A 26767-nucleotide genomic window follows, 5' to 3' on the forward strand; every position below is an offset into this window, starting at 1 on the left:
AAAAAATTCAACGCAGGAATTGGGTGTACCAGGGCATGGCGGTTTCCAGCCCGCGCAGGATATCGTAGGCCGGCTGGTAGCCCAGCAGCTTGCCGGCCTTGCCGATGTCGGCCTGCGAATGGCGCACGTCGCCCGCGCGGAAATCGGCGTACACGGGCGCCTTGTCGTAGCGCACGCCCTGCCCGCCCAGCGCCTGGGCCAGGAACTTGTACAGCTGGTTCAGCGTGGTGCGGCCGCTGTAGGCCACGTTGTACACCTGGTTGACGCCTTCTTGCGGCGCCAGCGCGGCCAGCAGGTTGGCCTGCACCGCGTTTTCAACGAAGCAGAAATCGCGGCTGGTCTCGCCGTCGCCGTTGATGACGACATCGTCGCCGCGGATCATGGCGGCCGTCCATTTGGGAATCACCGCCGCATAGGCGCCCTGCGGGTCCTGGCGCTTGCCGAACACATTGAAGTAGCGCAGCCCCACGCTGGCCAGGCCGTACGAGCGCGCGAACACGTCGGCGTACAGCTCGTTGACGTACTTGGTGACGGCATACGGCGACAGCGGCTTGCCGATGGTGTCTTCGACCTTGGGCAGGCCGGGGTGGTCGCCGTAGGTGGAGCTGGACGCGGCATAGACGAAAGTCTTGACCTTGGCGTCGCGCGAGGCCACCAGCATGTTCAGGAAACCGCTGATATTGACTTCGTTGGTGGTGATCGGGTCGTTCAGCGAACGCGGCACCGAACCCAGCGCGGCCTGGTGCAGCACGTGGTCGACGCCCTCGGCGGCCTGCTTGCACGCCGCCAGGTCGCGGATATCGCCTTCCAGGAAAGTGAAGCGCGCCCATTGGGCCGGGTCGACCGAATCACGGACCTCATCCAGATTGTGCCGATGGCCGGTGGCGAAGTTGTCGAGCCCGACCACGGTCTGGTCGAGCTTGAGCAGGGTTTCCAGCAGGTTCGAGCCGATGAAACCCGCGCAGCCGGTGACCAGCCACTTGCGGGGCGTCTGGCGCAGTTCTTGCTGGATGCTTTCGTAGCGATCGGTCATTCAAACTCCTTACAGGCGCAGATCGGATTCGGCGGGCGACAGCACGTATTTCAGGTCGTACAGCACGTGCTTGGCCTTGCCCAGCTTGCGGATCGCGGCCGCGCCCATTTCGACGAACTGGTGGTGCGACACCGCCAGGATGATGGCGTCGTACTTGCCGGCCTCGGGCTCGGCCACCGGCGTGATGCCGTATTCGTGGCGGGCTTCTTCGGGGTCGACCCACGGATCGTAGACGTCGACATCGACGTTGTAGTCGCCCAGCTCGTTCACGATGTCGACCACTCGCGTGTTGCGCAGGTCGGGGCAGTTTTCCTTGAAGGTCAGGCCCATGACCAGCACGCGCGCGCCCTGCACGTGGATGCGCTGCTTGGTCATGCACTTGACCAGCTGCGACACCACGTAGCCGCCCATGGAATCGTTCAGGCGGCGGCCCGCCAGGATGATCTCGGGGTGATAGCCGATGGCCTGCGCTTTATGGGTCAGGTAGTACGGATCGACGCCGATGCAGTGCCCGCCCACCAGGCCGGGACGGAACGGCAGGAAGTTCCACTTGGTGCCGGCGGCCTGCAGCACGGCTTCGGTATCGATGCCCATCTTGTTGAAGATCAGGGCGAGCTCGTTGATCAGGGCGATGTTCACGTCGCGCTGTGTGTTCTCGATGACCTTGGCGGCCTCGGCCACGCGGATGCTCGACGCCTTGTGGGTGCCGGCCGTGATGATTTCGTTGTACAGCGTGTCGACCAGGTCGGCGACTTCGGGCGTCGAGCCCGAAGTGACCTTCTTGATGGTGTTGACGCGGTGCGCCTTGTCGCCCGGGTTGATGCGCTCGGGGCTGTAGCCGGCATAGAAGTCTTCGTTGAACTTCAGCCCCGAAACGCGCTCGAGCACCGGCACGCAGTCTTCTTCGGTGGCGCCCGGATACACGGTGGATTCGTAGATGACGATATCGCCGCGCTTGAGCACCGCGCCGATGGTCTCGCTGGCCTTCACCAGCGGCGTCAGGTCGGGCTGCTTGTAGTCGTCGATAGGCGTGGGCACCGTGACGATGTACACATTGGCCTTGGCCAGTTCGGCGCGGTCGGCGGTGTAGGCCAAGTGCGTGGCTTCGGCCAGTTCGGCATCGCTCACTTCCAGGGTGTGGTCATGGCCCGCCTTCAAGGCGTCGATGCGCTTGGCGTTGATGTCGAAGCCGATCACCGGACGCTTCTTGCCGAACTCCACGGCCAGTGGCAGCCCGACATAACCCAGGCCGACCACGGCAAGTTTTACCTCATCGATACGCAAGATAGCTCTCCCTTTGCCGCGCTACGTGCACGGCGCTTGAAATAAGGAACACGGGAATTGTAACTACGGCCCCTCGACCCGTCGCGGGGCCACCCGACAGGATGATCAGTGGGTGCGCGGCAGCAGCAGCCAGCCCGGCCGGCGCCACGACACCAGCCGCACGTACAGCCAGATGTATGCCGCGGCAAACACCAGCAGGCTCAGGCTGAGGATCCAGGCGTTGTCCCACCAGATGGTGGCCGGCACCAGGCCGATCAGCGCCAGCACCCACATGTAGGGTGAAGCCAGCGCATTGCACAGCGCCGGCACCGCATGGCGGCGGCCGCGGCTGAAGGTAACGCGCACCAGCCGCCGGAACACCAGCTGATGCAGATGCAGGGCATCGGGCTGGTCGACCGGCACCCCGCGCTTGAAGCGGCGGCGCCAGATGGAAAAACCGGTTTCGAACACGGGATAGAACAGCACCGCCAGCGCATAAAACGGCGACACCGACGGATTGCGCACCACCAGCAGCACGGCCAGTTCGGCCAGCATGAACCCCAGGAAATACGCGCCGCCGTCGCCCAGGAACACGCGGCCGAACGGGAAATTCCAGACCAGGAACCCCAGCGTGGCCGAGGCCAGCGCGGCGGCGATCATGGAAATGGGCATGTCGCCCACCTGCAGCGCCACCAGCGCGATGGACACGGCCATCAGGGTGGCCACCATGCCCGCCAGGCCGTTCATGCCGTCGACGATGTTCAGCGCATGCGTGCAACCCCCCACCGCGAACATGGTGAACAGCAGGGAAATCGGCCAGAACGCCAGCACCCAGTCGACCGGGGCGATGCCCACGCGGCTGACGCCGCCCAGCAACCACCACGCGATGGCGGCCGACAGGAACGCGGCAAGCAGGCGCTTGCTGGCGCCGATGTCTTTGGTGATGTCTTCGAGCAGGCCGGCCACGAACACCGGCAGCACGGCCACGAACAACGCCGGCCACAGCCAGGTCAGGGTCATGTTGCTGGGACCCAGCACCAGCAGCCCCGCCAGGGACCCGGCCAGCACGGCCAGCCCGCCCACACGGGGCGTGGCGCGCGTATGCGAGGCCTGGGGCTTGCTGAGGTCGCTGTCGCCGGTAAAGGCGCCATGCCAGCGCTCGGACGCCACGATGAGTCCCCCCACCATGAACGCCACCACGCAGATGTACAGCCAGGTCACGGAAACACCTTATTTGGGACGATTTTCATGAAGCACATCATTATCGAGAGCGCGTGTAACGGCCTTATATGCGAGACCTGAACAAGTGCAAGCCCACCCCACAGAACGTAACCACAGACACGGCCGCCCGGCTGTACCCGCGCGCACGGAAAACCATTGTAATTCTTTCCCGGCCGTTGCAACGGGCGTTTTTAAGGGTAAACACCAAGCCAGCCTGCCCTGGCGCAAAGGCTGCGCGCCAGGAATCATGGCCGCCGCCTCAATATTGGGGACGGATTTGGAGAGTCGAAAAAAAAGCCCGAGATCTTGCGATCTCGGGCTAAATCCACCAAAGGAGGAGGGTGGAGGAGACAACCGGGGCATGTTGGGGTGAACACTGCATCAGGTTCGACCGCTACGCTTTCGGGGTTTGCACCGCGCCGACCGCGTTTTCAACATCCATGACTGAATCGTAGCGCATTGTTTTGTGCGATGCAAGAAATTTTTTTGGCCTGTTGGAGGGGCGCTACCTATGTTGTGGCTTTGCCGCAATAACGGCTGAAAAGCAGCGCCACCATTGAGCTTCACGCTGCAGAGGGTTTATGCCAAAAGGGTAAACCCTTGCGGGCTTACCCTATATTTTTCAATAACTTAGCTCGGCCGTTCTGAGGTATTTCGAGCTCTGTGCCAGCATATATTGTGCAACGCATCATATTGCGCGGCAGGCCAGGCCATGCGTCAGATCCAGTAGGCCGTGGAGGTCATGATGCGCGACATGGCCCGCATGGCGCCCCGCACCGGCGCGGGCAGGGGCACGCCGCCCGCGTGCTCGGCGCTGCTGCGATGCCGGGCTTCGTCGTCTTTCATCTGGCCGACGATCTGGCGCGAGCGCTGGTCGGCGTCGGGCAGGCTGCGCAAGTGGCCGTCGAGGTGGGCTTCGACCTGGCGTTCGGTTTCGGCCATGAAGCCCAGGTTGCGCGCCGTGCCGGCGCAGCTGGCCAGCGCCCCCAGCGTGAACGAGCCCGCGTACCACACGGGGTTGAGCAGGCTGGGGCGGCTGCCCAGTTCTTCGAGCCGGCGGGCGCACCAGGCCAGGTGGTCGACTTCGTCGGCGGCGGCGTGGCGCAGCAGTTCGCGCACAGGCGCCTCGCGGCAGGCGGCGGCCTGCCCGCGGTAGAGCGCCTGTGCGCAAACCTCGCCCACATGGTTCACGCGCATCAGCCCGGCCGCATGGCGCTTTTGCTGGTCGGACAACGGCGGCACGGGCTCGGCCGCGCTGGCCGGATACGGGCGCGCCGAGGCCGCCGCCCCCGACAGCACGCGCAGCGCGCGGTCGATTTCGGCGAACAGGGGGTCGAGCGGGCCGCGCCGGCGCGAGAAAGGCGTAAAAGCGGAAGACGGGGCAACGGACATGGGGGCTCCTGGACAGGCATCCCCACCCTGTTGAGCGGCGGGGTTCTCCATCGGGAATTGTACGCAACAGGTATCATCGGAACTTGTCTGCGCTTAACGCTGAAGGAACCCGCATGGACTGCACGATCAACTGGGGCGGCCCCGATGGCATGCTCTTCGTGGCCACCACCGGCAGCGGCCACGTCGCCACCATGGACGGCGCCGTCGACGGCGGCGGCCACAACCTGGCGCCCCGTCCCATGGAACTGCTGCTGGCCGGCACGGGCGGCTGCACCGCCTATGACGTGGTGCTGATCCTCAAGCGCGGCCGCCATGCGGTCACGGGCTGCAGCGTCAAGCTGTCGGCCGACCGCGCCGACACCGATCCCAAGGTCTTCACGCGCATCCACTTCGCCTTCACGGTCACCGGCAAGAACCTGCCGCGCGCCGCCGTCGAACGCGCCGTGCAGCTGTCGCACGAAAAATACTGCTCGGCCTCGGCCATGCTGGAGAAAACCGCGGAACTGACTTTCTCGGTGGATATCGTCGATACCCAGGAAACCCCGGCCGCCTGAATCCGCGGCCTGCCCGCCCAGGCGGGCGCATTGCCATGAAACAATACCTCTCGCTCATCCAATCGATTCTCGACCACGGCTCGTGGCAGGAAAACCGCACCGGCATCCGCACCCTGTCGCTGCCCGGCGCGGCGCTGCGCTTCGACCTGCAGCAGGGCTTTCCCGCCGTCACGACCAAAAAGCTGGCCTTCAAATCGGCCGTGGGCGAACTGGTGGGCTTCATGCGCGGTGCGCGCAGCGCGGCCGATTTCCGCGCGCTGGGCTGCCGGGTATGGGACCAGAACGCCAACGAAAACGCCGGCTGGCTGGCCAATCCGTACCGCGAAGGGCCAGACGACCTGGGCCCCGTATATGGCGTGCAATGGCGCCGCTGGCCGGCTTACAAGCTGCTGCCGGCAGCCAGCGGCGCGCAGATCCGCGACGCCCGCGAACGCGGCTACGCGCAGGTGGCCGAACTCGATGAAAACGGCGTGCCGCACGTGCTGCTGTACAAGGCGGTCGACCAGTTGCGCCAGTGCCTGGACACCATCCACCACAGCCCGCAAGACCGGCGCATCCTGTTCCACGGCTGGAACTGGGCGCAAATCGAAGAAATGGCGCTGCCGCCCTGCCACCTGCTGTACCAGTTCCTGCCCAACGCCACCACGCGCGAGATCTCACTGTGCCTGTACATCCGCTCGAACGATGTCGGCCTGGGCACGCCTTTCAACCTGACCGAAGGCGCGGCCCTGCTGCACCTGGTGGGCCGGCTGACGGGCTATACGCCGCGCTGGTTCTCGTATTTCATCGGCGACGCGCACATCTACGAAAACCACTTGCCGATGCTGCGCGAACAGCTCACGCGCGAGCCCTATGAGGCGCCCCGCCTGGTGCTGTCCGACCGCATCCCCGACTACGCCGTCACCGGGCGCTACCAGCCCGAATGGCTGGAGCAGGTCGAGCCCGCCGACTTCACGCTGGAAGGCTACCGGCACCATCCCGCCCTGACCGCCCCCATGGCGGTTTGACCGCCACCGCGCCCGATATCCGCCCATGTCCGCCCCGCCCCGCCTGACCCTGGTCGTTGCCTATTCCGATAACCGCGTCATCGGACGCGACAACGCCCTGCCCTGGAAGCTGCCGGGCGATCTGGCGCACTTCAAGCGCACCACCCTGGGCAGCCCCATCATCATGGGCCGCAAGACCTGGGAATCGCTGGGCCGGCCCTTGCCCGGGCGCACCAATGTGGTCATCAGCCGCAACCTGCGCTATGCCGCGCCGGGCGCAATAGTGGTGCCCACCCTGCAGGCCGCGGTCGAGGCCTGCGGCGATGCCGCCGACGCCTACGTCATCGGCGGCGCGCAGATCTATGCGCAGGCGCTGCCGCTGGCGGCGCGCATCGTGGCCACCGAAGTGCATGCGCAAGTCGAGGGCGATGCCTTCTTCCCCTACCTGCCGTCGTTCGCCTGGCGCGAGGCATCGCGCCAGCCGCAGCCCGCCGAGAACGGCTACGACTACGATTTCGTCGTCTACGAACGCGGCGCTTAAGGCGCCTGGCGGGCGCCGCGCAAAAAGCGCCACAGTTCCGGCCCTTGCGAATACGCCACGTTGAAGCGTATCCACGGTACGTCCTGCTCGCCCGGATCGAAGTACGAACCGGGCGCCAGCCAGATGCCGTCGCGCAGCGCCAGCTCGGCCAGGCTGTTGGCGCCGGCGGCCTGTCCGGGCAGGCTGGCCCACACGAACAGCCCGGCCTGCGGCCGCGCCCACACGTGCATGCCCAGTTCGTCCATGTGCTGGGCGACACTGGCATGGGCCTGCGCCAGGCGCTCGCGGGTGCGCACGATGTGGGCCCGGTAGCGCCCTTCGCGGATCACCTGGTGCACGACCCGCTCCATGATTTCCGGCGACGTCAGCCCCACCGCCATCTTGGTGCGGGCGATGTCGCGTATCAGGTCGCGGTGCGCCGCCACGTAGCCCACCCGCACCGACGGGCTGATCACCTTCGAATAGCCGCCCAGGTACACCACCCGCTGCGCGCCGTCCAGCGCGGCCAGCAGCGGCGCGACGCCGGGCATCAGCTCGCGCGAGATATCGTCTTCGACAATCCAGAAATCGTGCTGCTGCGCCGCCTGCAGCACCCGGAAGGCATTGGCCATGCTCATGACCGCGCCAGAGGGGTTCTGCAGCACCGTATTGACGAACAGCGCACGCGGCCGGTGTTCGGCCGCCAGGCGATGCAACGCATCGCAGTCCAGGCCGTCGGGCGTGCGCGGCACGCTGACCACGCGCATGCCCGCCAGGCGCAGCAGCTGCAGCAGGTTGGCGTAGCACGGCTGCTCGACGGCCACGGTGTCGCCCGGCCGCAGCAGGGTGCGGATCACCAGATCCAGCCCGTGCGTGACGCCCTGGGTCAGCACCACCTGGTCGGCGGCGATATCCAGCCCGTGGGCCGCCAGGCCGGCCGCCACGGCTTCGCGCAGCGGCGCATAGCCATGGGGATGGCCGTAGCCGGCGATGCGCAGGGCCGGCACCCGCCCCAGGTGCCGCAGCGCCTGGTGCAGGCCTTCTTCGTTCAGCCATTCGCCGGGCAGCCAGCCGCAGCCGGACTTGATGGGGATGGAATGATCGGCATAGATGTCCGACAGCAGCCAGCCGGCGTTCAGGCGCGGCGGCTGCCAGGGCGCCGGGGCCGGCGCGGCCGCGCGCGCCCGGGGCGCGATCCGGTAGCCGGCGCCGGGGCGGGCCGACAGCCAGCCCTGCGCCACCAGCCGGCCATAGGCGCCGGCCACGGTGAAGGTGCTGACCTGGTAGGTGCGCGCGAACTCGCGCACCGACGGCACGGCCATGCCGGGGCGCAATGCCTGGGCCTGGATGGCGCGCGCATAGGCGTCGACGATCTGGTCGACCAGCGAGGGGGCCTGGTTGCGCGTGCGGACGGGCTGGAAATCGAGCATGGTCGGCGGGGTGGCGAGTATTCAATACAGTTTGCCAGCCACTGCCTATACAGTTAGCGGGCTTTACATGGATTGTATATTTTCATAGCGGCCCGGCGCGATCAGAATGGCTGTAATCCTGCCGCCAGCGCCGCGCCCGGGCCGTACAGGTCGCGGCCCGCCATGCAGGTCCCTCCTGGAGCCCCGCACCATGAATGCCCCCACCGGCCTGCCCGACCTGTCCCACCTGTGGATGCCGTTTACCGCCAACCGGCAGTTCAAGTCCCAACCGCGCATGCTGGCCGGCGCCAAGGGCATGTACTACACGTCGGTCGACGGCCGCCAGATCCTCGACGGCACCTCGGGCCTGTGGTGCGTGAATGCCGGCCACTGCCGCGAAGAAATCGTCCAGGCCATTGCGCGCCAGGCCGGCTCGCTGGACTACGCGCCCGGCTTCCAGCTGGGCCATCCGCTGGCCTTCGAGGCCGCATCGGCGGTGGCCGGCCTGATGCCGCAGGGCATGGACCGCATCTTCTTCACCAACTCGGGCTCGGAATCGGTCGACACGGCGCTGAAGATCGCCCTGGCCTATCACCGCGCCCGCGGCGATGCGCAGCGTACCCGCCTGATCGGCCGCGAACGCGGCTATCACGGCGTGGGCTTCGGCGGCATCTCGGTGGGCGGCATCTCGCCCAACCGCAAGACCTTCTCGGGCGCCCTGCTGCCGGCCGTCGACCACCTGCCCCATACCCACAGCCTCGAGCACAACGCGTTCTCGAAGGGCCAGCCGGCCTGGGGGGTCCACCTGGCCGACGACCTCGAACGCATCGTGGCGCTGCACGATCCGTCCACCATCGCGGCCGTCATCGTCGAACCCATGGCCGGCTCGACCGGCGTGCTGGTGCCGCCCAAGGGCTACCTCGAACGGCTGCGCGAAATCACGGCCAAGCACGGCATCCTGCTGATCTTCGACGAAGTGATCACCGGCTACGGACGGCTGGGCGCCGCCACCGCCAGCGAGTTCTTCGGCGTCACGCCCGACCTGATCACCATGGCCAAGGGCATCAGCAACGCCGCGGTGCCGGCGGGCGCCGTGGCGGTCAGGCGCGACGTGCACGACGCCATCGTCAACGGCGCGCAGGGCGGCATCGAGTTCTTCCACGGCTACACGTATTCGGCGCATCCGCTGGCGGCCGCCGCCATTCTGGCCACGCTCGACCTCTATCGGCGCGACCAGCTCTTCACGCGCGCACGCACGCTGGCGCCGGCGTTCGAAGCCGCCGCCCACTCATTGAAGAGCGCCCCCAACGTCATCGACGTGCGCAACATCGGCCTGGTGGCCGGCATCGAGCTGGCCCCGCGCGAAGGCGCGCCCGGCACGCGCGCCGCCGAAGCCTTCCAGAAATGCTTCGACAGCGGCCTGATGGTGCGCTACACGGGCGACACGCTGGCGGTCTCGCCGCCGCTCATCATCGAAGAATCGCAAATCGCCGAGATGTTCCAGTCGATCGGCAAGGTACTGAAGGAAATCGCCTGAATCCCATGAAGAAGCTCACTCATTTCATCAACGGCCAGGCCTGCGAAGGCCGCAGCGGCCGCTACGCCGAAGGCTACAACCCCGCCACCGGCGAAATCAGCAGCTCCATCCCGCTGGCCTCGGCCGCCGAGATCGACGCGGCGGTGGCCGCGGCCCGCGCGGCATTCCCGGCCTGGTCGGAAATGCCGGCGCTCAAGCGCGCCCGCATCCTGTTCAACTTCAAGGCACTGCTCGACCAGCACCAGGACGAGCTGGCCGCGCTGATCACCGCCGAACACGGCAAGGTGTTCTCCGACGCCAAGGGCGAAGTGGTGCGCGGCATCGAGGTAGTGGAATTCGCCTGCGCGGCGCCGCAGCTGCTCAAGGGCCAGTACACCGACCAGATCGGCGGCGGCATCGACAACTGGAGCATGCGCCAGCCGCTGGGGGTGGTGGCGGGCATCACGCCGTTCAACTTCCCCATGATGGTGCCGTGCTGGATGTTCCCGGTGGCGCTGGCCTGCGGCAACACCTTCATCCTGAAGCCGTCCGAGCGCGACCCGTCGGTGTCGCTGCGCCTGGCCGAGCTGCTCAAGGAAGCGGGCCTGCCCGATGGCGTATTCAATGTGGTGCAGGGCGACAAGCAGGCGGTCGATGCGCTGATCGCGCACCCCGACGTCGAGGCGCTGTCGTTCGTGGGATCGACCCCCATCGCCGAATACATCTACGCCGAGGGCACGCGCCGCGGCAAGCGCGTGCAGGCGCTGGGCGGGGCGAAGAACCACATGGTGGTCATGCCCGACGCGAACCTGGAGCAGGTCACCGACGCGCTGATCGGCGCCGCCTACGGGTCGGCCGGCGAGCGCTGCATGGCGATCTCGGTGGCCGTGGCGGTGGGCGAAGTGGCCGACACGCTGATCGAACGGCTGATGCCGCGCGTGCAGGCGCTGGTCATCAAGAACGGCATGGAACCCGACGCCGAGATGGGGCCGCTGGTCACCGCGCAGCACCGCGCCAAGGTGCTGGGCTACATCGAAGACGGCGTGGCCGCGGGCGCGCGGCTGGTGGTCGACGGGCGCGAACAGGCGATCGCCGGCAAGGGCTTCTTCCTGGGCGGCACGCTGTTCGACCAGGTGACCCCGCAGATGAACATCTACCGCGAAGAAATCTTCGGCCCGGTGCTGTGCGTGGTGCGCGTGCCCGATTTCGCGGCCGCCGTCGAACTCATCAACGCGCACGAGTTCGCCAACGGCGTGGCCTGCTTCACGTCCGACGGCGGCATCGCCCGCGCCTTCGCGCGGCAGATCAAGGTGGGCATGGTGGGCATCAACGTGCCCATCCCGGTGCCCATGGCCTGGCATTCGTTCGGCGGCTGGAAGCGCTCGCTGTTCGGCGACCATCACGCCTACGGGGAAGAAGGCGTGCGGTTCTACACCCGCTACAAGAGCGTCATGCAGCGCTGGCCCGACAGCATCGCCAAAGGGGCGGAGTTCACCATGCCCGTGGCGAAGTGACGCCCACCCCCGAAGCGCTGCGCGCTTCCCCCTCAAGGGGGCGACGCTGGCGGACCGGCAAAGCCGGCTCCGCGGCGTCCCCGCTCTAGCAGCACCCGTTTCATGCCTCGTCAGGTGTCTGACTCCCGAAGGGTGTCAGACACCGAATTGGCAAGACGGTCTGCCCACAACGGTGTCAGGCACCCTGCGGGAGCCTGACACCTGGCCGCAATACCCGTCCTGAATGGCAATCCCGGCCGCGCTGGGCGGCCGGGATTGCCGGCCCCGCAAACTGTTCTTCTTTAAGAGGCTGCACCAAAAGAATGCAAGAACCCCGCTAGTCCCCGCAGCGTGGCGGGCCAGCGCGGCTGCGAGTCGCGGGGGTGTGGCGTGACCGCCGCGGCGCCTCGGGGCCGGGCCCGGGCGCGCGGGGCGCCCGGACGGCACCGTGAAGCCAAGGCGGTCACGCCACACCCCCGCGACGCCAGTAGCACAACCCCCCCCCCGATCCGGGCATAGCCTTATTGCCGTACGCGCATTTCTTCAGCAGAATCCTTCTATCCGGGATTCTTCCACGCGAACGCAAGCTCCTAGAGGATCACTCCGATGCGCATCGGGATAGGCGGGTTCCAGCACGAAACCAACACTTTCGCGCCGTCGCGCGCCACCTGGGAAGAATTCGCCGACAAGGGCGGCGGCTGGCCCAAGCTGGTGTCGGGGCCGGCCATGTTCGAAGCGGTGGCGGGCGCCAATATTCCGGTTGCGGGCTTCATCGATGCCATGCGCGAGCACACGCTGGTGCCCACTACCTGGGCGGCGGCCAGCCCTTCCGGCCACGTCACCCGCGACGCCTACGAACGCATCAGTGGCATGATCCTCGACGGCCTGCGCCAGGCCCTGCCTCTGGATGCCGTCTATCTCGACCTGCATGGCGCCATGGTGGCCGAACACCTCGACGACGGCGAAGGCGAACTGCTGCGCCGCGTGCGCGCGCTGGTGGGCCCCAGCCTGCCCATCGTGGCCAGCCTCGACCTGCACGCCAACGTCACGCGCGCCATGGTGGCGCATGCCGACAGCCTGGTCTGCTACCGCACCTATCCGCACATCGACATGGCCGACACCGGCATGCGCGCGGCGCAGCTGCTCGATCGCCGGCTGCATGGCATGCCGCGCCCGTATGTCGCCCTGCGCAGCATCCCCTACCTGATCTCGCTGTGCTGGCAGTCCACCGACATCGAACCGTCGCGCAGCCTGTACAAGCTGCTCGAAGACCTCGAAACGCGCGAAACCGCCATCAGCCTGTCGTTCGCCACCGGTTTCCCGGCGGCCGACTTTCCCGAATGCGCGCCCACGGTATGGGCGTACAGCGACACCCAGGCCGATGCCGACGCCACGGCCGACGCCATGGCGCGCGCCGTGCTCAACGCCGAGGCCGATTTCGGCGGCAAGATCCACACGCCCGACGAAGCCGTGCAGGCCGCCATGGCCATGGCGCGCGACAGCACCAGGCCGGTTGTCATCGCCGACGTGCAAGACAACCCCGGCGCCGGCGGCAGCTCCGACACCACCGGCATCCTGCGCGCGCTGCTGCGGCATCGCGCCGCCAATGCGGCCATCGGCCTGATCGTCGATCCGGCGGCCGCGCTGGCGGCGCACCGCGCCGGCGCCGGCAATACCGTCCGGATCGCCCTGGGCGGGCACTCGGGTATTCCCGATGACGCCCCGCTCGAAGCCGAATACCTGGTCGAGAAAATCTCCGACGGGCGCTTCGACACCCACGGCGCGTTCTACCGCGGCTTTCACATGGACCTCGGCCCCAGCGCCTGCCTGCGCCTGGACGGCGTGCGCATCGTGGTGGCCTCGAACAAGGTCCAGATGGCCGACCAGGAAATGTTCCGCTTCGCCGGCATCGAACCCACCCGCCAGGCCATCCTGGTGCTCAAGAGCTCGGCGCACTTCCGCGCCGACTTCACCGACATCGCCCATGCCATCCTGGTCTGCGCGGCGCCCGGGTCGATGTTGATGGATGCCGCCCAGCAGCCATGGACACGGCTGCGCCACGGCATCAGAATGGCACCTTGCGGCCCGGCTTTTCCGGCCCGCCCGGCCACCGCCTGACCCTCGGCGCGCCGCGGCAGGCGGCGCGCCAGCTACCGCGGCGGCACCCACCGCCGTCCCATCGACTGAAAGGGGAATTTCCATGCTGAAGCTTGTTCGTGCGGCCCTGTTGGCCGGTGCAGCGCTCATGGCAGCAGGCGGCGCGCACGCAGAAACCGTCATCCGGGCGGTCATGCATTCACCGCTGCGCCTCACCGATCCCCATGCCACCACCGCATACATCACCACCTGGCATGGCTACATGATCTACGACACCCTGCTGGCCGTCGACGCCAACAACAAGATCCAGCCGCAGATGCTCGACAAATGGGAAGTCTCGCCCGACGGCAAAACCTACACCATGACGCTGCGTCCGGGCCTCAAATGGCACGACGGCAAGCCGGTCAAGGCCGAAGACTGCGTGGCCTCGATCAAGCGCTGGGCGGCCGGCGACGGCATGGGCCGCACCCTGCTGAAATTCGTGGCCAGCATCGACGTGGTCGACGACAACACCTTCCGCATCGTCATGACCGAGCCCACCGACCTGGCGCTGCGCGCCCTGTCCAAGCCCACCGGCACGGCCGCCTTCATGATGCCCAAGCGCATCGCCGACATTCCGGTGGGCAAGCCCATCACCGACATGACCGGCTCGGGCCCCTTCAAGGTGGCCGAGTTCAAGCCCGGCGTGGTCACGGTGTACGTCAAGAACACCGACTACGTGCCGCGCAAGGAACCCGCCAGCGGCATGGCCGGCGGCAAGGTGGTCAATGTCGACAAGGTCGTCTGGAACGTCATGCCCGACGCCCTGACCACCGCCAATGCGCTGATGGGCGGCGAAATCGACTACGTCGAGCAGTTCCCGTACGACCTGCTGCCCATGCTCGACGGCAACTCCGACTTCAAGGTCGAGTCGCTCAGCCCGGTCGGCTACTTCACGATGTACCGCTTCAACTTCAAGTACCCGCCCTTCAACAACAAGAAAATCCGCCAGGCCGCCATGTACGCCATCGGCCAGGAAGACGTCATGAAGGCGCTGGTGGGCAATCCAAAGTACTACCAGACCTGCGCTTCGCTGTGGGGCTGCGGCACGCCGTTCGAAAGCGATATCGGCAAAGACGTGGTGGTGCCGTCCAATATCGAAAAGGCCAAGGCGCTGCTGAAAGAAGCCGGCTACGACAACACGCCCATCCTGGTTATGCACGCCACCGACGTCGGCACGCTCAGCCCGCAGCCCGTCGTCATGGCGCAGGCCCTGCGCAAGGCCGGCTTCAACGTGAACCTGGCCGCCATGGACTGGCAGACCGTGGCCACCCGCCGCGCCTCGAAGGCGGCCCCCGATGCCGGCGGCTGGAACATCCACAACACCAACTGGTACGCCACCGACATCATGGACCCGCTGCGGTCGGCGCCCGCCGCGGCCAGCGGCGACAACGCCTGGTTCGGCTGGCCCGACTTCCCCCAGATCGAAGCCCTGCGCACCAAGTTCGCCCTGACCTCCGATCCGGCCGAACAAAAGAAAATCGCCGATGAAGTGCAGCGCATCGGCATCGACGAAGGCCTGTACGTGCCGCTGGGGCAGATGTCGGTGCCCACGGCGTATTCGGTCAAGCTCAGCGGGCTGGTGCACGCGCCCGTGATGGCGTTCTGGAACGTCAAGAAAGCGCCGTAGCCAGGGAAACCGCAAATGCTGGCCTTCATCCTGCGCCGACTGCTGGCCACCCTGCCCGTGCTGGTGCTGGTGGCCGTGGTCGTGTTCGCCATCGTGCGCCTCAGCCCGGGCGACCCGGCGGTCATCATGGCCGGCGATGGCGCCACGCCCGAACGCATCGACCAGATCCGCCAGGTCATGGGGCTGGACCAGCCCCTGTTCAAGCAGTTCTTCCTGTGGGCCGGGCGGCTGGTGCAGGGCGACATCGGCACCTCGCTGATGTCGGGCGTGCCGGTCCGCCAGCTCATCGGCCAGCGGCTCGAACCCTCTCTCAGCCTTGCACTGCTGACCCTGGTGTTCACCCTGATCGTCGCCATCCCGCTCGGCATCCTGGCCGCCTGGCGCCAGGGGCGGCTGCTCGACCGCGTCGTCATGGGCTTTTCGGTGCTGGGCTTCTCGGTGCCGGTGTTCGTCACCGCCTACCTGCTGATCTGGGCCTTCGCCATCGAACTCGACTGGTTCAAGGTGCAGGGCTACACCCCCCTGTCGGCCGGTTTCTGGCCCTTCCTGCACCGGCTGATCCTGCCGTCGCTGGCGCTGTCCTCCATCTACGTGGCGCTGATCGCCCGCATCACGCGCACCAGCGTCATCGAAGTCATGGGCGAAGACTTCATCCGCACCGCGCGCGCCAAGGGCCTGGGCGAAACCGGCGTGCTGCTGGGGCATGCGCTGCGCAATGCCGCGGTGCCCATCGCCACGGTGGTCGGCGTGGGCATCGCCCTGCTCATCAGCGGGGTGGTGGTCACCGAATCCGTGTTCAACATCCCGGGGCTGGGGCGGCTGGTGGTCGAGGCCGTGCTGGCGCGCGACTACCCCGTCATCCAGGGGCTGACGCTGTTCTTCGCATTCGTCTACGTTTTCATCAATCTGGTCGTCGACTGCGCCTACACGCTGTTCGACCCGCGCATCAGGTACTGACATGGCCACGCAATCCGACGCCATTGCCCAAGCTGCCGACGCGCTGCGCGGCGACCCGCGCGCCACGGCCTGGCGCCGCGTGCGCCACTCGCTGAAAAGCTGGCCGGTGCTGCTGGCGCTGGTCGTGCTGCTGCTGATCGTGGCCGCCGCGCTGCTGGCCCCGTGGCTGGGCACGGTCAACCCCACCGCCCTCGACCCCGGCAGCCGCCTGAAGCCGCCCTTCGGCGGCTTTCTGCTGGGCACCGACGCCTTCGGGCGCGATGTCTGGTCGCGCGTGGTGTACGGGGCGCGCGTGTCGCTCACCGCCGGGCTGGGCGCGGCCGTGATCAGCGTCGCGGCGGGCCTGGCCATCGGCCTGGTGGCGGGCTGGTTCCGCTCGCTCGACGGCCCCATCATGCGCGTCATGGACGCCATCATGGCGATTCCCGGCATTCTGCTGGCCATCGCGCTGGTGTCGGTAACCGGCGCCAGCCTGGCCACCGTGCTGGTGGCCATCACCATCCCCGAAATCCCGCGCGTGGTGCGGCTGGTGCGCGGACAGATCCTCAGCGTGCGCGGCGAGCCCTACGTCGAGGCCGCATTGGCGCTGGGCACGCCGCTGCCGCTGCTGCTGTGGCGCCACATGGTGCCCAGCACCGTGGCGCCCCTGACCGTGCAGGGCACGTATGTGTTCGCGTCCGCCATGCTCACCGAAGCCATTCTCAGCTTCCTGGGCGCGGGCATCCCGCCCGAGATCCCTTCCTGGGGCAACATCATGTCCGAAGGACGCATGTACTTCCGCATGCTGCCGGGCCTGATCCTGTTTCCCGGCCTGTTCTTGTCGCTGACCGTGCTCAGCGTCAACATCCTGGGCGATGCGCTGCGCGACGCGCTCGACCCCAAGATGGCGCGAAGGATCTGACGCCATGGCCTATTCCCCCCATCCCCCCGCTGGCGACACCACCGACGCCGTGCTGGCCATCCGCAACCTGTCGGTCGAAGTGGCCGGCGCCGGCAACCGGGTCGTACGCAACCTCAGCCTGGACGTCCACGCCGGCGAAACCGTCTGCGTGGTGGGCGAGTCCGGCTCGGGCAAATCGGTCAGCTCGCTGGCCGTCATGGGCCTGCTGCCGCCCGGGGTTCTGCTGCCCAGCGGTGCCGTGCGCGTCGAAGGCGAAGACGTCATCAGCGCCTCGCCGCGGCGCCTGCGCGAACTGCGCGCCACCCGCATGGCCATGGTTTTCCAGGAACCCATGACGGCGCTCAACCCGGTGCATACCGTGGGCCGCCAGGTCGACGAAGTCCTGCGGCTGCACCGCCGCATGGCGCGCGCCGCGCGCCGCGCCAAGGTGCTGGACATGTTCCGTTCGGTGCACCTGCCCGATGTCGAGCGCATCTACGATTCCTATCCGCATCAGCTGTCCGGCGGGCAGCGCCAGCGCATCGTCATCGCTATGGCGCTCATTCTGGAACCGCGCCTGCTGATCGCCGACGAGCCCACCACGGCGCTGGACGTCACCACGCAAAAGCAGATCCTGGCCCTGATCAAGGAACTGCAGGTCAGGCACCGCACCGCCGTCCTGTTCATCACGCACGACTTCGGCGTGGTGGCCGAGATCGCCGACCGCATCGTCGTGATGAACCGCGGCGACCTGATCGAAACCGGCACGCGCAGCGACATCCTGGCGCGCCCCCGGCAAAGCTACACGCGCCGGCTGGTATCGTCGGTGCCCAGCCTGGTTCCGGTGCGGCGCGACGCGCCGGCCGGCGACCCGGTGCTGCGCGTGCGCGGCCTGGGCCGCATCTACACCGACAAACGCTCATTCTGGAGCGGCGGCGCCCGCTCGGTGCAGGCCGCCAACGACGTCAACCTGGTATTGCGCAAGGGCGAGATCCTGGGCATCGTGGGCGAATCCGGCTCGGGCAAATCCACCGTGGCGCGCTGCATCCTGCGGCTTATCGAGCCCTCGGCCGGCAGCATGCTGATCGGCGGCGACGACATCTCCACCCTGTCGGGCGCGGCCCTGCGGCCGGTGCGCCGCCGCATCCAGATCGTCTTCCAGGACCCCTACCGGTCGCTCAATCCGCGCCGCAAAGTGGGCGATTCCATCATCGAAGGACTGCTGAATTTCGGCGAATCGCGCGAACGCGCGCTGGCGCGGGCCGCCGAAACCCTGCGCGTGGTGGGGCTGGGCGCCGACGCCATGGAGCGCTATCCGCACCAGTTTTCGGGGGGGCAGCGGCAGCGCATCTGCATTGCGCGCGCCCTGGTCATGGAACCCGAAGTGCTGGTAGCCGACGAGGCCGTTTCCGCGCTGGATGTCTCGGTGCAGGCGCAGGTGCTCGAACTGCTCGAGCAAATCCGCCGGCGCACCGGCGTGGGCGTGCTGTTCATTACCCACGACCTGCGCGTGGCGGCGCAGATCTGCGACACCATCATGGTGATGCAGCGCGGCGCCGTGGTGGAAACCGGCGCCGCCGACGTGGTGCTGACCCGGCCCGCGCACGACTACACCCGCGCCCTGATCGACGCCGCGCCTGGGCGCGGCTGGGATTTCCGCAACTTCCGGCCGCTGGATGAGACCCACCCCCGAAGCGCTGCGCGCTTCCCCCTGCCCCCCCAGGCGCCAGGCTCCGAAGGTGCCTGACATCGATGTATTGAACCCACTTGGAGCACGACATCATGCGTTGGCTGCTGGCGATGATCAAGCACGAGACCAATACGTTTTCGCCGGTGGCGACGCCGCTGGAGCGCTTCTTCCGCGGCAATCCCGAGATCCTGGCGGGCGAGCGCGCCATTCGCGCGTACGAAAACACCGATAGCGGGCTGGGCGGCTATATCGAGATCGCGCGCCGCGAGGGCGCCGAGATCGTCGTGCCGGTGGCGGCCGAATCCTGGCCCAGCGCCCCCACCGACACGGGCACCTATGAACGCCTGTGCCAGCTGGTGCTCGACGAGGTGCGGCGCGGCGGCTATGACGCCATTCTGCTCGACCTGCACGGCGCCATGGTGGCCGAAGGCGTCGAAGACGCCGAAGGCAACCTGCTGCGCCGCCTGCGTGAAATCGATCCCGACACCCCGGTGGGCGTCACGCTGGACATGCATGCCAATATCTACGACGACATCGTCAAGCATGCCACCGTCGTCACCGGCTTTCACACCTATCCCCACGTGGACATCCGCGCCAGCGGCGTGCGCGCGGCCGACACCATCGCCCGCACGCTGAAAAAGGAAATCCGCCCCGTCATGGCCTGGGCCAACAAGCCCATGCTGCCGCACATCATGTGCCAGGGCACGCATGCCGACCCCAACAAATCGCTGCAAGACCGCTGCCGGGCGCTGGAATCGCAGGGCGTGCTGGCGGCCTCGGTATTCGTGGGCTTCCCGCACGCCGATATCCGCGAAGCCGGCCTCAGCGCGGTCATCTGCACCGACGGCGACCTGCCGTCGGCCGAGCGCTATCGCGACGAATTGCTCGACGCCGCCTGGAACGGCCGCGAACAATGGGTGTTCCACTGCGAGCCGCTGGCCCCCGCCATCGCCCGCGCCAAGGCCATCGAGCGCGGCCCGGTGATCCTGCTCGACCATTTCGACAACACCGGCTCGGGCGGCACCATGGACACCACCGCCGTGCTGGCCGAGATCCTGCGGCAAGAGCTCGACAACGTGGCGTTCTACGCGCTGTGCGATCCGCAGGCCGCGCAGCAGGCCGCGGCCGCCGGCGTGGGCGCCGACATCACCCTGGCCCTGGGCGGCAAGGTGTCCATGCCCGCCCTGAAACAGCAAAGCCAGCCGCTGTCGGTCGCCGGGCGGGTCAAGCTGGTATTCGACGGCGTGTATCTGAACCGCGGGCCCATGTACCGCGGCGTGCGCAACGACACCGGCCTGACCGTAGTGTTCGATACCGGCCGCGTGCAAATCGTGGTCGTCTCGCGCCACCAAGAGCCCTTCGACATCAACTGCCTGCTATCGGCCGGCATCGACCCACTGCAAAAACGCTATGTGGCGCTGAAAAGCCGCGTGCACTGGCGTGCGGGTTTCGCGGACATGGCCACCGACATCATCGCCTGCACCGGCGTGGGTGTCACCACGTCCGACTACAGCCAGGTCGAATTCAAGCACGTGCGGCGGCCCATCTACCCGCTGGACCCGCTATGAGTTGTAGTTTTGTCGTCAGTCGAAACGACTGGTAACTCAGACGAAGAGACCGCAACTTCGCGCATCGTTATACTCGCCGCGGGCGGGGCTCGCCCCGGTCCGCCGGCCCTTGCGCCGCTGTCCGGACCGTATCCATAACTCAAGTTGGACGACACGATGAAAAAGGCAGTGGGGATCACGGCAGGAGTGGTCATTGTGCTGGCGGCGGGCTGGCTGGGCGCCACCTGGTACACCGGCAAGCGCATCGAGGCCGAAGCGCCGGCCCGCCTGGAAGAAGTGAACCAGAAACTGGCCGACGCACTGTCGGGCATGGGGTTCGGCGTCACCATCAAGCAGATCGGCTACGAACGCCATTTCTTCACCAGCCAGGCCCGCTACGGCGTCTCGCTGGTCAAAGGGCCGGACGGTCCGGAAGACCTGCCCCAGGGCACCGCCGAGTTCGTGTCCCGCATCCAGCACGGCCCCTTCCCCAAAGACGCCCTCGCTCGCGGCCACCTGATGCCCGCGCTCGCCTTCGTGCACGCCGAACTGGCCGCCAATGACGACCTCAAGCCGCTGTTCGAGCTGACCAAAGGCGCCACGCCCCTGTGGAGCGACACCATCGTCTCGTATAACGGCGATTCCACCGGCACCGCCGGCCTGGCGCCCATCGAATTCAGCAAAGACGGCGACGTCCTGAAATTCAGCGGCGCACATGCCGAAGGCCGCTACATCCGCTCCACCCAGAACTCGATCGGCCGTGTGACGATCGACCAAGTGGCGCTGGACGCCAGCAAAAGCGACCAGCCGGTCAAGCTGAACCTCGCGGGCCTGGTGTTCGACGTGGATACCCGCATGGGCCAGTTCGGCCTGGGGGTGGGCAGCTCGAGCGCGCAGGTCGAACGCATCGACATCCAGGACCTGGACACGGAAACCCAGGTAGCCCTGCAAGGGCTGGGCTATACGGCCGTGCTGGCCGAAAGCGGCAGCAACCTGAACCTGGAAGCCGGCTATCGCATCGGCCAGATCCAGGTCAACGGCAAGGACTTCGGCAAGGGCCAGGCAAACCTGAAGCTCGAGCGCCTGGACGGCAAAGCCGTCAACGACCTGTCCAAACTCTACAACCAGATCGTCCAGGAAGTCGGCGAGGGCAGCACGGCCGATGCCGCGCTTACCGACGAGCGGCGCCAGGCCCTGCTGCAGCTGGGCCGCCAGCTGCTGGCCGGCAATCCGTCGATGCGCCTGGATCCGGTCTTGTGGCAGACCGCCAAGGGTGAAAGCCGCCTTTCAGTGGCGATCGACCTGGCCAAGCCCGCGGCGCTGGACGCCGCCCCGCCGGCCGCCGACAACCTGCAGGCCATCGTGCAGCAAGCCATCAAGGGCATCGACGTAAAGGTCGCGCTGTCCAAGCCCATGGCGCAGGACCTGATCGCCCAGTACATGCAGGGCCAGGGCCTGGACGCGCAGCAGGCGTCCGCCGAAGCCGACGACCAGGTGCGCTCGCTGGCCGGCATGGCCGAAATGCTGAACCTCGGCAAGAACGACGGCGACAAGCTCGTGGCCTCTTTCCAGTACGCCGACGGCAAGGCCAACCTGAACGGCAACGAGATCCCCGCTGACGAACTCTTCGGCAACCTGCTGGGCGGCCTGGGCGGCGACGGCGAAGACGAGATGTCCGCCGCCGACGGCGGCATGCTCAGCTCGCTCGATCCGGCCCTGGTGGGCGACATTCTGGACGAGGCCGGTTTCGCGTACGAAATCGGCGCTACCGCGCAGGGATATCCGCTGATAGAGATCGAGCCGGGCGACAGCGGCGCGGCAGGCCTGCGCGTCGAGTTCAACGACTGCGACATCGAAAGCGCCTGCTCCGACCTGCTGCTGCGCGCCAGCTTTGCATCGAAACAGCCCGTGCCGCTGAAGCTGCTGAACGACTGGAACGTCCGCAACCGCTGGACCCGCGCCTACCTGGATACCGACAACCAGGCAGTGCTGGAAATGGACGTGAACGCCTACGGCGGCATCGGCGACAACGGCGCGGACTTCCTGGTCAAGACCTTCCTGGCTTCAGTACCGCAATTTGCCGAAACACTGGCCAGCGCGCCGCGCTAAGACAGTCTGATTTGCATTGATATGATTTTTCGCAAAGTGTTCGCTTGCATGGTGAATACTTTGCGCCAGCGCGCGCCGTAAACTTTTCGGCGTCGCGCATCGCGGCCGGCCACACCGGCCGGCATCCCCCGGCGCGACGCCAAGCGCGCCATGGAATTCCTTCCCCTGTTCCACTCCCTGCGAGGCCGCGCCGTCCTGCTTGTCGGCGGCGGCGACGTGGCATTGCGCAAGGCGCGGCTGCTTTACAGCGCCGGCGCCTTGCTGCGCGTGGTAGCCCCGCGCGTGCACCCCCAGATTCCTGCCCTGGCCGCCGAAATGCGCCAGCGCGCCTACGCCCCCACCGACCTCGACGGCGTCGCGCTGGCGGTCGCCGCCACCGACCAGGCCGCGCTCAACGCCGCCGTATCGGCGCAGGCCCAGGCGCGCGGCATCCCGGTCAATGTGGTGGATTCTCCCAGCCTGTGCAGCGCCCTGTTTCCCGCCATCGTCGATCGTTCGCCGCTGGTGGTGGCGGTCGGCAGCGGCGGCCACGCCCCGGTGCTGGCCCGGCTGGCGCGCGCCCAGATCGAAACCCGGCTGCCCGCCCGCTACGGCCAGCTGGCCAGCCTGGCCAGGCAGTTCCGCGGCCGCGTCAAGTCGCTGCTGCCCAGCGTGCAGCAGCGCCGCCTGTTCTGGGAAGACATTTTCCAGGGTCCGGTTGCCGAAGCCCTGCTCGCCGGCCAGCCCGAACTGGCGCGGCGCCTGCTCGAAGCCCGGCTGGCGGGCCCGGCCCCGCAGGCATCGGGCGAGGTCTACTGGGTAGGCGCTGGCCCGGGCGACCCCGACCTGCTCACCTTTCGCGCCCTGCGGCTGATGCAACAGGCCGATATCGTGCTCAGCAGCCCCTGCATCCCGTCGTCCATCGTCGACCTGTGCCGCCGCGACGCCGACCGCATCGCGCCGCGCCCGCCCGCCGCCGGCACCGCCCCCTGCTGCAGCCTGCAACTCATCGAACTGGCCCGGCAGGGCAAGCGGGTACTGCTGCTGGTGGCCGGCAATGCCGCCGCCCATGAACACGGCGGCGCGCTCGATGCCCTGGCGGCGCACGGCATCCCGTTCCAGGTAGTGCCGGGCGTCGACAGCCTGGCGGCGCCAGCGCCCGCCTGAAGCATCGGCCCTCCACACTTACCGCCCATTCCACCATGCAGCCCCACCGCGTCCATCACCAGATCCTTCGCAGCCACCATCTGTTCGAGCCCTTGAGCGAAGCGCAACTCGACACCCTGCTGGAAACGGCCCGGCTGCTCAATGTCGACAAGGGCGAAAAACTGTTCCACCAGGGCGAACCCGCCCATGCCTTCTACTTTGTGATCGCCGGCACGGTAAAAATCTATCGCCTGACGCCGGACGGCCAGGAAAAAGTCTTCGACGTGATCGGCGGCCGCCAGACCTTCGCCGAAGCCATGATGCTGATGGACACCCCCGACTACGTGGCGTCGGCGCAGGCCATCGCGCCTTCGCAGCTGTACCGGTTTTCCAACAGCACCTATATGGAACTGCTGCAGAACAACAGCAAGCTGACCTTCGCCCTGCTGGGCAAGCTCTGCATCCGGCTGCACCAGCGCATCAACGAAATCGAAACCCTGTCCCTGAAGAACGCCACCCACCGCGTGGTGCGCTACCTGCTCACCCAGCTGGCGCGGCACCCCGACTGCGACAGCTTCGAGCTGCCCATGGCCAAGCGGCTGGTTGCGGGCCACCTGTCGATCCAGCCTGAAACCTTCTCGCGCATCATCCGCCACCTGATCGACGAAGGCATCATCACCCAGCGCGGCAACCATATCTGCGTGCTGAACAGCCAGCGCCTGGAACTTTTCGAATAATCCGCACGCTCTGCCATGTCCGATTGCCTGTACTGCCAGCGCGCCGCCCCAACCGGCGCCCACGATTGCCCGCATTGCGGCATGCCCCTGCCCGTCTCGGCCGAACGCGCCCGCCAGCGCCGCCTGCGGCGCTTCCAGTGGTTCTGCGCCGGCCTGGCCGTGTTCTGCGCCATCATGATCTACTGGCTGCCACGCACTTTGACGTAACCCCGCTATGTAGCCCTGCGCACTTCCCCCACACCGCACCGCCAGGTGTCTGATACCCATGGCGCTACCTTAAGGCGAAAGACGGCGTTTTGAGGGGCTTCGCCCCGGTATCGGGCTCCGTGGGCCGTCGCCAGGTGTCTGACTCCCGCAGGGTGTCAGGCACCTGGATAAGCTGGCCGATCCTGCGATACGGGTGCTGAGCGGCGGTTCGAATTCAACTATCGCAGTCCCGCGTCGTGCGGGCCAGCGGTGTCGGCGCNGCGCCGACACCGCTGGCCCGCACGACGCGGGACGGGGCTAGAACGCAAACCCCAAAACGGAATATCCACAGGTACACGAGGCCAATAGCCAGGAAATCACCGGATCGGCCTTAAGGTAGCGCCATGGGTGTCTGATACCTCTGATGTCAGACACCGTGCTGTTGAGAAAATCGCTGCACACTTCGGTGTCTGGCACCTGACGGAACCAGACACCGCTGCTCGCCGTGCTAAGGCTGCGTCAGCTGGCGGTACAGCTGGGGCAGCCGGTAGGGCAACTGCTGCGGCTGGCGTATCAGGGTGTACCCGTGCGCGCCGAACATATAGGGCAGATAGCCGCCGGCCTCGCGATCGATGGTGATGCAGAACGGCAGCAGCCCCTGGCGGCGCGCCTCGATGACGGCCTGGCGCGTATCTTCGACGCCGTAGCGGCCTTCGTAGCGGTCCAGGTCGTTGGGCTTGCCGTCGGTTACCAGCAGCAGCAACTTGCGCCGGCGCGGGCTGGCGGCCAGCAGCCGCGTGGCCTGCCGCAGCGCGGCGCCCATGCGGGTGTAGTAGCCGGGCCGCAGCGCCTGGATGCGGCCGCGCGTTTCGTCGCCATAGCGCTGGCGGAATGTTTTCAGTTCCAGCATGCGTACCTGCTGGCGCCGCAGCGAGGAAAACCCGTACAGCGCGAACGGGTCGCCCACTGCCGACAGCGCCTCGCCGAACAGCAGCAGACTGTCGCCGATGACGTCGATGACACGGTGTTCATCGTCGAGGTGAGCGTCGGTGGACATCGACAAGTCGGCCAGCAGCAGGCAGGCCAGGTCGCGCCGGGTTTGCCGGCGCTCGAGAAACCAGCCGCGCTCGGCGCAATGCCCATGGTGGCGCTCGACCTGGAAATCGATCCAGGCCTGCATGTCTAGCTCGGAACCCAGCGGCTGCTGGCGCAGCCACTGGCGATCGCTGCGCAAATTTTCGAACTGCCGGCGCAGGCGCCTGGCCAGCGGCGCCAGGCGGGCCGGCAGCGCCGCCGGCTCGGACTGGCGCGGCGCCATCATCTGCACCTGCACGAAGTTGTCTTGCAGGTGCTGGCGGCGGTAGTCCCATTCGGGCAGGGCCAAGGGGTCGCTCAGGGGCAAGTCGTCGACATCGGCGGGCGGCAGGTCCAGGTCCAGTTTCAGCCCGCCGCCCTGGCGCATGCGCCGCCGCGACATTGCCAGTTCGTCCAGGTCTTCGGCCGCGCGCGCGGCATCGGGGTTTTCGCTGTCGTCGCCGCGCCGGTCCAGGTCGACGTGCTCGGACCAGCTGAACAGGTTTTCCAGGCGTATCAGCAACAGGCCGTCTTTGCCGGAATGGTCATCGACCCGCGTGGCGCGCTTGCGCGCCGCCGTGCGCGCATCGGCGGCGGGCTGCTGCCCGTCTTCAGGCCCGCTGTCGAGCTCGGCCGCTTGCGGCAGGCCGGCCTGCTGGGGCGGGTACAGCCACAACGGCACGGGCCACGGCGCGCGCTCGCTGCGCGGGAAATCGACAAGGCTGCCGGGCTCGTGCAACGCCTGCCGCACGGCGTGTTCCAGCGCGGCCTCGTCGCGCCGCAATGCGGCCGGCTCCGGGCGCAGGCGCAGATGCGCCTCGACCAGCCGCCGATAGCGGGGGCGCAAGGCCGGGTAGCGCTGCAGCAAAGCGTGCGTCCAGCGCTGGTTGTCGCGGCCCCAATGGCGCATGCGGCCGGCCTGCCCGGCCAGCAGCGCCAGCCAGCGATACAGTTCGGCGTTGAGCGCGGCGTCGGCATACACCGCCAACTGGCCGGGCAGGCGCAGGGTATCGGCATCGCGCCACGCCAGCGCGCCGTGCCGGCCCGCGCCGGCGACGCGCTGCAGCAGATTGCGCCGCAGCGTCAGGGTGCGCGGGTCGGCGGTTTCAAGGGCAATGCCGCCGGCGCCGCCCATGGCGCGGAACAGCACCGCCAGGCTGCGCTGCATGTCGGCCAGCAGCACGCGCGCGGCGGGAAATTCATGGCTGGCCTGGCGTGTGATGAACCTGTGCCAGAACCCGCCCACCCATTCTTCCAGCTCGAAACTCAAACATGCCCCCGGTTCGTCAAATGAAAAACGGCCCCGCGC

At 67.5% G+C, this 26767-nt stretch carries 21 protein-coding genes; 15 read left to right on the forward strand and 6 right to left on the reverse strand.

Annotated features, from left to right (window positions below):
• Positions 1–7: 7 nt before the first annotated feature.
• The 4 genes from J2P76_RS18460 to coq7 form a co-directional block, all read right to left on the reverse strand.
• Complete coding sequence (locus J2P76_RS18460) at positions 8–1033, reverse strand: SDR family oxidoreductase (RefSeq protein WP_207409316.1); 1026 nt, start codon at positions 1031–1033, stop codon at positions 8–10.
• Between the two features lie 9 nt (positions 1034–1042).
• On the reverse strand, positions 1043–2317 hold the full coding sequence (tviB, locus tag J2P76_RS18465; RefSeq protein WP_242697611.1) for a Vi polysaccharide biosynthesis UDP-N-acetylglucosamine C-6 dehydrogenase TviB: 1275 nt from the start codon (positions 2315–2317) through the stop codon (positions 1043–1045).
• A gap of 105 nt (positions 2318–2422) precedes the next feature.
• The gene (locus J2P76_RS18470) at positions 2423–3517 is read right to left on the reverse strand and encodes a glycosyltransferase (RefSeq protein WP_207409317.1); all 1095 of its coding nucleotides are present in this window, start codon (positions 3515–3517) and stop codon (positions 2423–2425) included.
• Positions 3518–4234: 717 nt separating this feature from the next.
• Positions 4235–4909, reverse strand: coding sequence for a 2-polyprenyl-3-methyl-6-methoxy-1,4-benzoquinone monooxygenase (coq7, locus tag J2P76_RS18475; RefSeq protein ID WP_207409318.1), 675 nt, complete (start codon positions 4907–4909; stop codon positions 4235–4237).
• Between the two features lie 113 nt (positions 4910–5022).
• Here coq7 and J2P76_RS18480 point away from each other — a divergent pair, with 113 nt between their 5' ends.
• The 3 genes from J2P76_RS18480 to J2P76_RS18490 are packed head-to-tail and all read left to right on the forward strand — an operon-like array spanning position 5023 to position 6990.
• Positions 5023–5463 carry an OsmC family protein gene (locus J2P76_RS18480; protein WP_207409319.1) on the forward strand — a complete coding sequence of 147 codons (441 nt, stop codon included), beginning with the start codon at positions 5023–5025 and terminating at the stop codon, positions 5461–5463.
• A gap of 35 nt (positions 5464–5498) precedes the next feature.
• Entirely contained in the window at positions 5499–6470 is a 972-nt protein-coding gene (locus J2P76_RS18485; RefSeq protein ID WP_207409320.1) for a thymidylate synthase, read from the forward strand.
• Between the two features lie 25 nt (positions 6471–6495).
• Complete coding sequence (locus J2P76_RS18490; protein ID WP_207409321.1) at positions 6496–6990, forward strand: dihydrofolate reductase; 495 nt, start codon at positions 6496–6498, stop codon at positions 6988–6990.
• On the opposite strand, the gene J2P76_RS18495 is transcribed toward J2P76_RS18490, so the two are convergent.
• Positions 6987–8399: a PLP-dependent aminotransferase family protein gene (locus J2P76_RS18495; RefSeq protein ID WP_207409322.1), complete on the reverse strand. Its 1413-nt coding sequence runs from the start codon at positions 8397–8399 to the stop codon at positions 6987–6989. The two genes, J2P76_RS18490 and J2P76_RS18495, sit on opposite strands and share 4 nt — an antisense overlap.
• A gap of 190 nt (positions 8400–8589) precedes the next feature.
• On the opposite strand from J2P76_RS18495, the gene J2P76_RS18500 reads away from it, so the two are divergent.
• The 12 genes from J2P76_RS18500 (at position 8590) to J2P76_RS23765 (ending at position 24405) form a co-directional block, all read left to right on the forward strand.
• A complete protein-coding gene (locus tag J2P76_RS18500) occupies positions 8590–9915 on the forward strand; it encodes an aspartate aminotransferase family protein (RefSeq protein ID WP_207409323.1) in 1326 nt (441 codons plus the stop codon).
• A 5-nt stretch (positions 9916–9920) separates the two neighbouring features.
• Positions 9921–11408: a CoA-acylating methylmalonate-semialdehyde dehydrogenase gene (locus J2P76_RS18505; protein ID WP_207409324.1), complete on the forward strand. Its 1488-nt coding sequence runs from the start codon at positions 9921–9923 to the stop codon at positions 11406–11408.
• A gap of 585 nt (positions 11409–11993) precedes the next feature.
• Entirely contained in the window at positions 11994–13505 is a 1512-nt protein-coding gene (locus J2P76_RS18510; RefSeq protein ID WP_207409325.1) for a M81 family metallopeptidase, read from the forward strand.
• A gap of 82 nt (positions 13506–13587) precedes the next feature.
• Positions 13588–15153 carry an ABC transporter substrate-binding protein gene (locus tag J2P76_RS18515; protein ID WP_207409326.1) on the forward strand — a complete coding sequence of 522 codons (1566 nt, stop codon included), beginning with the start codon at positions 13588–13590 and terminating at the stop codon, positions 15151–15153.
• Between the two features lie 15 nt (positions 15154–15168).
• Positions 15169–16110, forward strand: a complete 942-nt coding sequence (locus J2P76_RS18520; protein ID WP_207409327.1) for an ABC transporter permease — start codon at positions 15169–15171, stop codon at positions 16108–16110.
• Between the two features lies 1 nt (position 16111).
• The gene (locus J2P76_RS18525; protein WP_207409328.1) at positions 16112–17011 is read left to right on the forward strand and encodes an ABC transporter permease; all 900 of its coding nucleotides are present in this window, start codon (positions 16112–16114) and stop codon (positions 17009–17011) included.
• Between the two features lie 4 nt (positions 17012–17015).
• On the forward strand, positions 17016–18737 hold the full coding sequence (locus J2P76_RS18530) for an ABC transporter ATP-binding protein (protein ID WP_242697612.1): 1722 nt from the start codon (positions 17016–17018) through the stop codon (positions 18735–18737).
• Positions 18738–18772: 35 nt separating this feature from the next.
• Positions 18773–20248 (forward strand): M81 family metallopeptidase, encoded by a 1476-nt coding sequence (locus tag J2P76_RS18535; RefSeq protein WP_207409329.1) that lies wholly within the window; start codon positions 18773–18775, stop codon positions 20246–20248.
• 156 nt (positions 20249–20404) lie between these two features.
• Entirely contained in the window at positions 20405–22336 is a 1932-nt protein-coding gene (locus J2P76_RS18540) for a DUF945 family protein (protein ID WP_207409330.1), read from the forward strand.
• Positions 22337–22486: 150 nt separating this feature from the next.
• Positions 22487–23482, forward strand: coding sequence for an NAD(P)-dependent oxidoreductase (locus J2P76_RS18545; protein WP_207409331.1), 996 nt, complete (start codon positions 22487–22489; stop codon positions 23480–23482).
• A gap of 35 nt (positions 23483–23517) precedes the next feature.
• A complete protein-coding gene (locus tag J2P76_RS18550) occupies positions 23518–24198 on the forward strand; it encodes a Crp/Fnr family transcriptional regulator (protein ID WP_207409332.1) in 681 nt (226 codons plus the stop codon).
• Positions 24199–24279: 81 nt separating this feature from the next.
• Positions 24280–24405, forward strand: a complete 126-nt coding sequence (locus J2P76_RS23765; protein WP_278253183.1) for a hypothetical protein — start codon at positions 24280–24282, stop codon at positions 24403–24405.
• 487 nt (positions 24406–24892) lie between these two features.
• Here the strand turns inward: J2P76_RS23765 and J2P76_RS18555 are convergent, their stop codons facing one another.
• Complete coding sequence (locus J2P76_RS18555; RefSeq protein ID WP_207409333.1) at positions 24893–26728, reverse strand: nitric oxide reductase activation protein NorD; 1836 nt, start codon at positions 26726–26728, stop codon at positions 24893–24895.
• Positions 26729–26767: the final 39 nt, after the last annotated feature.

This window comes from Bordetella petrii (assembly GCF_017356245.1).
Taxonomy (GTDB): Bacteria; Pseudomonadota; Gammaproteobacteria; order Burkholderiales; family Burkholderiaceae_B; genus Bordetella_A; species Bordetella_A petrii_D.